Annotated in this window: 8 protein-coding genes; 1 reads left to right on the top strand and 7 read right to left on the bottom strand. The window is 42.9% G+C overall.

All coding sequences use genetic code 11. The features are described from left to right. Positions 1-548: 548 nt before the first annotated feature. From NSB28_RS24540 to NSB28_RS24530, 3 genes are all read right to left on the bottom strand, one after another. Positions 549-1370, bottom strand: coding sequence for a CvpA family protein (locus NSB28_RS24540; RefSeq protein WP_109748860.1), 822 nt, complete (start codon positions 1368-1370; stop codon positions 549-551). Positions 1371-1380: 10 nt separating this feature from the next. Beyond that, positions 1381-2661, bottom strand: a complete 1281-nt coding sequence (locus NSB28_RS24535) for a DUF5711 family protein (RefSeq protein WP_109748859.1) — start codon at positions 2659-2661, stop codon at positions 1381-1383. A 184-nt stretch (positions 2662-2845) separates the two neighbouring features. Then, positions 2846-4252 (bottom strand): LysM peptidoglycan-binding domain-containing protein, encoded by a 1407-nt coding sequence (locus NSB28_RS24530; protein WP_109748858.1) that lies wholly within the window; start codon positions 4250-4252, stop codon positions 2846-2848. Between the two features lie 178 nt (positions 4253-4430). On the opposite strand from NSB28_RS24530, the gene yyaC reads away from it, so the two are divergent. Continuing rightward, positions 4431-5078 (top strand): spore protease YyaC, encoded by a 648-nt coding sequence (gene yyaC, locus NSB28_RS24525; RefSeq protein ID WP_243134954.1) that lies wholly within the window; start codon positions 4431-4433, stop codon positions 5076-5078. A gap of 105 nt (positions 5079-5183) precedes the next feature. Here yyaC and NSB28_RS24520 read toward each other — a convergent pair whose 3' ends face one another. From NSB28_RS24520 to NSB28_RS24505, 4 genes are all read right to left on the bottom strand, one after another. Continuing rightward, complete coding sequence (locus NSB28_RS24520) at positions 5184-6125, bottom strand: transketolase family protein (RefSeq protein ID WP_109748857.1); 942 nt, start codon at positions 6123-6125, stop codon at positions 5184-5186. Continuing rightward, positions 6113-6952: a transketolase gene (locus tag NSB28_RS24515; RefSeq protein WP_109748856.1), complete on the bottom strand. Its 840-nt coding sequence runs from the start codon at positions 6950-6952 to the stop codon at positions 6113-6115. Before NSB28_RS24515 ends, NSB28_RS24520 begins: the two co-directional genes overlap by 13 nt. Before the next feature lie 25 nt (positions 6953-6977). Beyond that, on the bottom strand, positions 6978-7631 hold the full coding sequence (gene fsa / locus NSB28_RS24510) for a fructose-6-phosphate aldolase (protein WP_109748855.1): 654 nt from the start codon (positions 7629-7631) through the stop codon (positions 6978-6980). 354 nt (positions 7632-7985) lie between these two features. Continuing rightward, complete coding sequence (locus NSB28_RS24505; RefSeq protein WP_109748854.1) at positions 7986-9068, bottom strand: LacI family DNA-binding transcriptional regulator; 1083 nt, start codon at positions 9066-9068, stop codon at positions 7986-7988. Positions 9069-9214: the final 146 nt, after the last annotated feature.

The following is a 9214-nucleotide window of genomic DNA, read 5'->3' as shown; positions in this document are numbered from 1 at the left end:
CACTATTCAATTATCAAGGTTCTTTGTGTTTCTCTATTTTGTTTCTTTGTTGTTGTCTCTCTGACAGCTTTTATATTCTATCGCATCTTTCGATGTTTGTCAACAACTTTTTTAACTTTTTTTATTTCTTTTTTTCAGCTCATCGCCTCTACCGAAGCGACTTGCTTATATTACCATCTATACCTAATAAAGTCAACACCTTTTTTGTAATTTTTTCGATTTTTTTGAATTATCGATAAATTTCTTTATGCTGCTTACATATGTGTTTTCATAACGGACTTTTTCGAAATTACACGTACAAATTGAACTAAAAGCTCGCGACAGTCGTCAAATACACTTGCAAACATATTCACTTGGCTCATTGCTGTCCGAAATAAAGCTCTTATTTTTTAGAGCGTAAGTCCTTTTGCCCCCAATATCATCTTATATAAATAAGACCGGGATCCTGTGATACTTTCACAGTACTCCCGGTCTGCTAAACATTATCGTGCGCAGCACGCCCATCCGAAGGATTGAGTTACGGGATGCACGGAGGTGTATACTTTCTATTACAGCGATCCCGCCAATCCCATAAGAATTTTCATGAGATAATTTGTATTATACAGGAAAGTGAGTATCTCACTTTCATTGATCATTACCATAAGCTTATGCCCAATATCTGTTCCGCTGAAAATAGTTATTATAAGGAATGCTATCCATATAAATATCAAACCCTGTAAGAATCCCAGTACAAGGCCCATTACCTGGTTCAAACCATGGATAATCGGCAGCTTTGTCAGGATGTCAAGAGTCATACCTGTCAGCTTCAAAAGTATAAACACTAAAATGCTGGCTACTATAAATGAGATAATATTCAAAATCAAAGAAGACAAATAGCCCACAATATAACCTTTAAAATTTTCTGCCGCTACCTGGGCATACCCGGCTGCATTATTATTATCCAGAAGCTGTTTTTGGAGCAGCTGGGGTATTCCCAGGTTCTCTATGAGCTTCATCTGGTCTGTCACAGAAATATCCCCTGACTGGATGTTGTTTAAGATATCTCCTAAACTTCCTTCGCTCTCAGGAACTTTCTCTGTCTCTTTGCTTTCTTTTTCTTTATCTGAATCACCCGTCTTATCCTCCTTGGCCGAGGAGGCTCCCATAAGTTTATCCAGCCCCAGCATCTCCTCACATTTAGCTTCTATAGTAGTATAGACAGGTGTCTTCTCTTTTAAGAAGTCACTGATATATGGCGTTGCAAAATACACCAGCACCATAGCCAGAACAAAGAACACCATGGATACCAGGGTCTTCACGAATCCCCTCCTGTATCCGTTTAATGTAAACAGTAATAAAATCAGCAGTATAATAATTGTTAATACATCCATAAGTTCTCCTCTACTTCAGCCTGAACCAGATTGTGCTGTTCTGTGTAAGCGCCATATATTTCCTTAATCCCGGCACACTTATAACATCCACCAGCGGCTCCTGGAAAGTGCCTTCAAATAGTTTTCTGCCTCCAGTGCTGTAAATGGCACATTTTTTGTCATTCAGAAGGATGATCTTTCCTCCGTCCAGCTTGATTTTCGTATATTCCATATCTATATACTGCTCCATAGTCTTTCGGCCATTCAGATCATAGAGCTGTATCTTATATTTATGCTCAATCTTATCACTGGCAAACACAAATCCCAGATGGCTGTCATCATAGAAAATACTGAGCACCTCTTGTTCAAATTCTACATTTGCCTTTTCCTCTGGTATCTGCTTCCCTTTATATATAGAAAAGCCGTCATCCCTGAATGCCGCTGAAACTGATTCGCTCAAAAAACACACATTGGGAGCCACGGCATTTTCATAAGATGTGCTGCTGACCATATTATCTATCTTAGTCTGCCCCACAGAATCAAAATTATAAAACGAAATATCTGTGCTGATAACGCCGGTGGTGGTTTTAAGGTAAGAGATCATTATCTTCATTCCATCAGGAGAAAGCGCTATATCTAAAGGATAACCTGATTCTCCCAGAGATGTTCTGTTTTTGGCAATTTCAGTTCCTGAAGCATCATAAAAATTTATCCAGGTCACATCACCGTCCTCAAGAACAGCTGCTACAACTCCCTGTCTCGCCACCTTAACCTTTTCGATCGGGAGAAGGGTTTTAAACTGTCCCTTTAATCCTTCTTCTCCAAAAACGTATATCTGAGTACCCTTCTGATCGGCAATTGCTGCTGTATTCTCACATATATCGGCTATGGGGCTCTGCATGCTGTATGTGGTACTCCAGTTTACTTCCCCTGAATTACTGATGCTGGAAGCCCCGTCAGAACTAAATTTCAGCAGGCCGCTGCCCAGTTCCAGATATTGTGTTCCGCTGATATCTGATCTCTCCTCATCTGAAGTAACAAAATACCCTGTGGCCACATGGAAATAGTCAAAAATAAAAAGCCCCAGCACGCCAACAACTACTATACTGGAGATAATGATCCACTTATTCTTCTTTTTTTTCTGATATATTTCTACTTGATCAGGGAATTCCAGATTCTGTGCATCAGCCGGACTCCAAAGCATATCCTGCTGCTGCTTCTTTTCTTCCCGTTTCTCTCTTATTTTACGAACAGGCCCCAGATTCTTGACATGAACCGGTATCCCCTTCAACTTATCTTTTATTTTCCCCATCTTACACTCTCTTCCAAAATCTAAAGTCGTAACAACAGTATTTTGGGTATTATAACACTTTCAGGAGTGTTTTTCCATAGTTTAGCGGAAAAATTACTTTTAAACTACTCCCTGGATGAAGATATTGCTTCACTTTCCAGACAGCAAAGCAGCAGGGTCAAAGACCCCGCTGCTCCTGTAGCCATTATGGCAGATATATTTTTTGGCCGGGGAGAATTTTGTTTTCATCTTCAATATTATTTATACTGCAGATTTCTTCCAGTTTCTGCAGGTTTCCATAATACATTTTGCAGATGTTTGCAAGTGTATCGCCATTTTTTACTGTGTACGACGCTCTGTTTGCATTCTGGTCTTCTAACCCGGCCATGGCCGGCAGCACTTCATCATCCTTTTTTCCGTCTGAGGATGACTGAGCATCTGCAGTTGCCTCTTTATTTCCTCCATTTGTCTTCGATGTTTCAGTCTGTTCCTTTGCTCCCTTGCTTTCTGTCTCTGCGTTTGTACCAGACTTCTGCTTCGGTTCTTCAGCAGTTTTCTCTGATGACTGAGAGGCTTCTGCGTCATTTTCGCCAGACTTCTGAGTTTCATTAGATTTTGCAGTATCAGATGATTCTGCCTGCTCTGTTGATACTTCTGTTATTTTCTGTTCAGACTTGTCCGCATTTTTTCCATCTGCTTTTACGTCCCCTCCATTCAGCACTTCTGCCAGGTCGTCACCCTTTTTAACGGTCTTGTCCTCAATTCCGGCCAGGGAGATGTTTTCTGTCTCCGTTTTCACTTTTCCAGATGCCTGCTGAAGATCATTTTCTCCCTTCAGTGTATCAAGTGCCACCTCCAGATTTTTCATCTTGTCATAATTATTAATCGTAGTGACGCCTAATACCAGCACTGTCATGATTAAAAACGTGCACGCACCATACAGAAATCTTGTGAATCCTACATTTGGAACTGATTCCCTCTTCTCTTCTGCAATCTTCCTAAAATTCTGGATAGCCTTATCCGTCACTACAATTTCTTTTTCAATGGAATGTCCCTCGTTTCTGGACACCATATAATCCTGCATCTGTTCGTTTTTCTCATAATAAATGTAGTAGCCCGGCTGCATAGCGAGATTTCCTGCTTCAGTCAGATAAAGCTCAAGATCTGTTTCCTCCTGGCTTGAGATGATAAGCAGCTTATCATTTTCTCCAAACTGATTCAGATGGATACAGCTGACCTCATCCCCGCTTATGGGATCATCCTCCGGGACATAGAGAAACCAGCCCAGTATCTCTCTCCCGCAGAAAAACTGCGCTGCCTGTTCCTTGATTTCTTTCCAGTCCTCTTCTTCAAAACGTATATCAGAAAGTTCCAGCACGCTGTTTACAAAGAAATACCAGACATTCTCCTTTTGCTCCTTCTCCCCAAGGAGCAGCGCCCCTTTTTTCTCTGTTTTGTCCTTTGCCAGCTGCAGCATGTAAGTTACCGCATAATCCTCCAGGTAAATCTTTTTGTTCTTTCCGCCTTCCCCTATCTGACGAATATTTTTCGGCAGGGTGAAGGTTTCTTCTTCCCTCTCCTGGGAATTCCCTGAATACGTCACATTATTCATACTCCTATCACTCCTTTATAGGGGAAATAGTAGCACATGTCCACTGCAAATTTTAGCAGTTCATGGAAGATTTTTTAAAAGAATTACGACATATTTTGTATATAACCATATGCACATTTTTGAATATTTGCAAAACAAGCTGGATAAACTTTAGAAAACACCTTGAAAGGAATTTATTATGAAAGAAAAATTTATGATAGAAGATACTTGTTATATAGACTCTAAATCAGAATATGCCGTTTCTCTGACTGCTGACTGTCTTGGCTCCCTGATCAGGCAATTCAGGGGACGTTTTGAGGAACTGGTAATACTCTGTATTGGCAGTGACCGCGTAACAGGCGACAGCCTGGGGCCTCTTGTAGGCAGTATGCTGAAAAAGGAACGCCTGCAGGGTGTTACTGTGTATGGTACTCTCGAGGCACCTGTACATGCTCTGAACCTCACAGAAACTCTTGTCAGGATACAGAATTATCACCCCGGGAGCCTTTGTATAGCAATTGATGCTTCACTGGGCACCAAAAAGCATCAGGGCTATATCACTATCAGCCAGGGAAGCCTCTGCCCGGGAGCCGGCGTAAGCAAAAATCTGGATACGGCAGGTGATATCTGCATTACAGGTATCGTAGGACCGGCAGGCCGTTTCTCTCAGCTTACTCTCCAGACAGCACGCCTTTCTGCCGTATTCGGTATAGCTGAGCGGATCGCTCAGGGCATTACAATGACCTGCCAGGGTGATTCCTATAAAGCTCCAGTTGAAGAATCCGCATGGCTGCCTGCCTGTTCATGGTGCAGATCACCGAAATCAGATGAGATCTTCTGGGCTTAACCCAATTTAAAATATTCCTGAACACGTACAAAACGCCGGCTCCCGAATAATTAACGGAAACCGGCGTTTCGATTTGGCTGTCACTTTACTTATTTGTTTCAGACATTACGCCATAAATTCTTTTATCCTGCTGTAGATACCATTGCAGTCCAGTCCATATTTCTGAAGCAGAGCCACAGCTGGTCCGGATTCGCCAAATGTATCATTTATACCTATCTTCATCACCTTAGTTGGTGCATTCTCACTGAGGCAGTCACATACAGCGCTTCCCAGTCCGCCGATCACGGAATGTTCTTCTACAGTCACAACTTTTCCTGTCTCTTTAGCTGCTGCGATAACAAGCTCTTCATCAAGAGGCTTGATAGTGTGGATATTGATGACCTTAGCATCGATTCCATCAGCTGAGAGCTTCTCTGCTGCTTCCAAAGAAGCCGCCACAGGAAGGCCGGAAGCGATGATCGTCAGATCCTTGCCCTCACGGAGCACAACGCCTTTTCCAAGTTCAAATTTATAATCCGGCCTGTCATTGATGACAGGAACTGCCAGACGCCCAAAACGCAGATAGACTGGTCCCTCATACTCTACTGCTGCTCTCACAGCTGCCCTGGCTTCTGTATCATCTGAAGGATTGATGACTACCATTCCAGGAATAGTGCGCATCAGGGCTATATCTTCATTGCACTGATGAGTAGCACCGTCTTCACCTACAGAGATACCTGCATGTGTGGCGCCAATCTTAACATTCAGATGAGGATATCCGATAGAGTTGCGCACCTGCTCAAATGCACGCCCTGCGGCAAACATGGCAAATGAACTCATAAACGGGATCTTGCCTGTAGCAGCAAGCCCTGCGGCGATTCCAGCCATATTGCACTCAGCAATACCGCAATCGATATGACGTTCCGGGTAAGCTTTCTTGAACACGCCTGTTTTTGTAGCTGCAGCAAGGTCAGCGTCAAGAACTACCAGATTCGGATATTCAGCGCCCAGTTCTACAAGGGCGTTTCCATAGCTTTCTCTCGTTGCTACTTTCTTTACTTCTGACATAATGCTTCACCTGCCTTTTCTAAATCTGCCATAGCAACTGCGTACTGCTCATCATTTGGAGCTGTACCGTGCCAAGCCACCTGATTTTCCATGAAAGAAACGCCTTTACCTTTTACAGTCTTCATAATAATAGCCGTAGGCATGCCTTTTACAGTTTTTGCCTCATCAAAAGCTGCTTTTAACTGGTCAAAATCATTTCCGTCAGCTACATTTATCACATGGAAATTAAAAGCTTCAAATTTTTTGTCAATGGGATACGGAGAGCATACGTCTTCAATCTTTCCATCTATCTGCAGTCCGTTATTATCTACTATTACAACCAGGTTATCCAGCTTTTTAGCTCCGGCAAACATAGACGCCTCCCATACCTGGCCTTCCTGGATCTCCCCGTCTCCTAAAAGAGTATATACACGGTAAGAATCACCGCTCAGCTTGGCTGAAAGAGCCATGCCTGCTGCTGCAGAGATCCCCTGTCCCAATGATCCGCTGGACATATCCACACCCGGGATATGCTTCATATCCGGATGTCCCTGCAGATAAGATCCCAGATGGCGAAGTGTCACAAGATCCTCTTTCGGGAAATATCCTCTCTCAGCAAGAGTAGAGTACAGGCCCGGCGCTGTATGTCCTTTAGAAAGGACAAAACGGTCCCTGTCTGCTTTCTTCGGGTCCTTTGGATCAATATTCATTTCTTCAAAATATAAATAAGTAAATAAATCTGCTGCGGAAAGTGAACCGCCCGGATGTCCCGCTTTTGCACTGTGCACAGCGGTAACAATGCCCTTGCGGATCTCATTAGCCGTTTTCTGAAGCTCTAATTTGTTCATTGAAATCCTCCTGATTTTCCCCCGGTTATTCTCCAAATACTGCTCTATAGTCTGCCTGGAACTTAGCAATGCCTGCATCTGTCAAAGGATGTTTTGTCATCTGCTCGATTACAGAATATGGAACTGTTGCAATGTCTGCCCCTGCAAGTGCGCAGTCTGTCACATGGATCGGATTGCGGACACTGGCAGCTATGATCTCTGTTTCAATTCCTGCTACTGCAAAAATATCAGCTATTTCCCTGATCAGATCCACTCCCCTTACAGAGATATCATCAAGACGTCCAAGGAACGGAGACACATATGTAGCGCCTGCTCTTGCAGCCAGCAGAGCCTGGTTGGCAGAAAAGATAAGTGTCACGTTAGTTTTGATTCCTTCTGCATTCAGAACCTTAACAGCCTTCAGGCCTTCGACAGTCATAGGGATCTTAACAATCATATTCGGATGGATCTTTGCGATCTCACGGCCTTCAGCTATCATTCCTTCTGCATCTACAGTTGTAGCTTTAACTTCCCCGCTGATAGGTCCGTCAACGATTGATGTAATCTCTTTAATAACTTCAACAAAGTCCCTTCCCTCTTTTGCGATCAGAGAAGGATTTGTGGTCACACCACAGATTACTCCCATATCATTTGCCTTTTTAATATCCTCTACCTTTGCTGTGTCGATGAAAAATTTCATTATCCGTTCCTCCTTGGATTAAATATGTAAATTAATTTTTACCTTTGTTTACATGACCGGCCCTTCCCTGCTCATATCATTAAATATGCGTTTAATTGCCTTCTGTCCGGTTCTTCCTTAAGTATATCACAGGAAATTCTCAGGTCAATAGCCCGTCATTTTTATTAGTGATTTATTTTATTTATAATTTAATTATTATAAATAATTTCCCATGTTATTTTACGGTACAACAGACGTTTTTTCGGTTTTTCCCGGTTATCTGACATATCTTTTGAATTTTTTATAACTAATAATTTATGGTAAAATATTTAAATTTAAAATTTACGAATCTGTTTAGTCACTAAACAAATGGTTTTATCTCGCATAGGAGGTGGTTCCTCTGACGATCAGCCTCGGCTCATACTCTACATGGTAGATGCTGGTAGGCAGCATCTCCGGATCCGTCACCGTCTTGGAATGTATTTTTTTGATGATGATATCACAGGCATCCCGTCCCTTCAGAGGCACAAAATGCTCTATGGTAGTCAGTGATATGCTGCGCATCCTGGCAAACAGGATATTATCGCACCCAATAACAGATATTTCTGAAGGGATCTTAATCTTCGCCTCCAGCAGTGCGTCCATGATTCCAAGCGCAATCATGTCGTTTAAACCAGCTATGGCTGTAAGTCCCTTTTGTTCCATAAGAAGTTCCCTGGTCAGATTATAACCCATTTTGTACTCAGAATCAATGCTGGGAATAAGAGTATCGAATTCTTCACCTGCTGCCTTTATACAGACACCGTCTTTAAAACCGGCCTCCTCGAATTCCCTCACAAATCCTTCCACCCTTTTTAACCTCTGCTGCTGCCTGCTAGTAAGGGGCGGAGAAATAAATCCCACCTTCTGATGCCCCAGCTCCAGAAGATGTCTTGCCATCAGCCGTCCCGGCTTGGAATTATTCAGCTCTACGGCATCTACTTCCATGATATCTTCCCTGTTATTGATGACCACGAGCGGCACCTGGTCAGCCAGCTCTTTGACCTGCTTTTTGAAGCAGGTACTTGGATTACATGTGTATATGATTCCCAGAGGCTGTACCCTGTCCATCATCTTCAGATAGTGTTCCTCGATCTTTAAGTCTCTCTGAGTATTACACACAAAGACACCATACCCCTTTTCCTTAGCTACCTCCTCAATCCCCTGCAGCAGCATGACATAGTAGGGATTTGTCAGGGTAGGACAAAACGCCACGATCAGCTTCTGCTGCCTGCTGTCCTTGCGCACCCTCCTGCCCGGAAGTTCATACCCCAGTTCCTTAGCAGCATTCTCTACTTTTTCTATTGTTTCCTTTGAAAAGGAGACATTAAATTTCTTATTTAATATCATTGACACAGCAGCCTGAGATACTCCCGAAGCCTCCGCCACATCAGATGAGGTTACTTTCGCCTTCTTCACGTTTATTTACCTCCTTTATGTTTTCAGTATAGCAAAAAAATGATGGGAAGGCTAGAGTTGTGTATATTCCTGTTTAATGGAGTAACAGGACGCTTTGCGCGGAAGGAAGTGAGCCGTCAGGAAGGGGAACGGTGGGGTTCGTTGTT

Source organism: Murimonas intestini, assembly GCF_024622195.1.
Taxonomy (GTDB): Bacteria; Bacillota; Clostridia; order Lachnospirales; family Lachnospiraceae; genus Murimonas; species Murimonas intestini.
The sequence above is the reverse complement of the archived record's forward strand: the minus strand, read 5'-3'. Positions and strand labels throughout refer to the sequence as shown.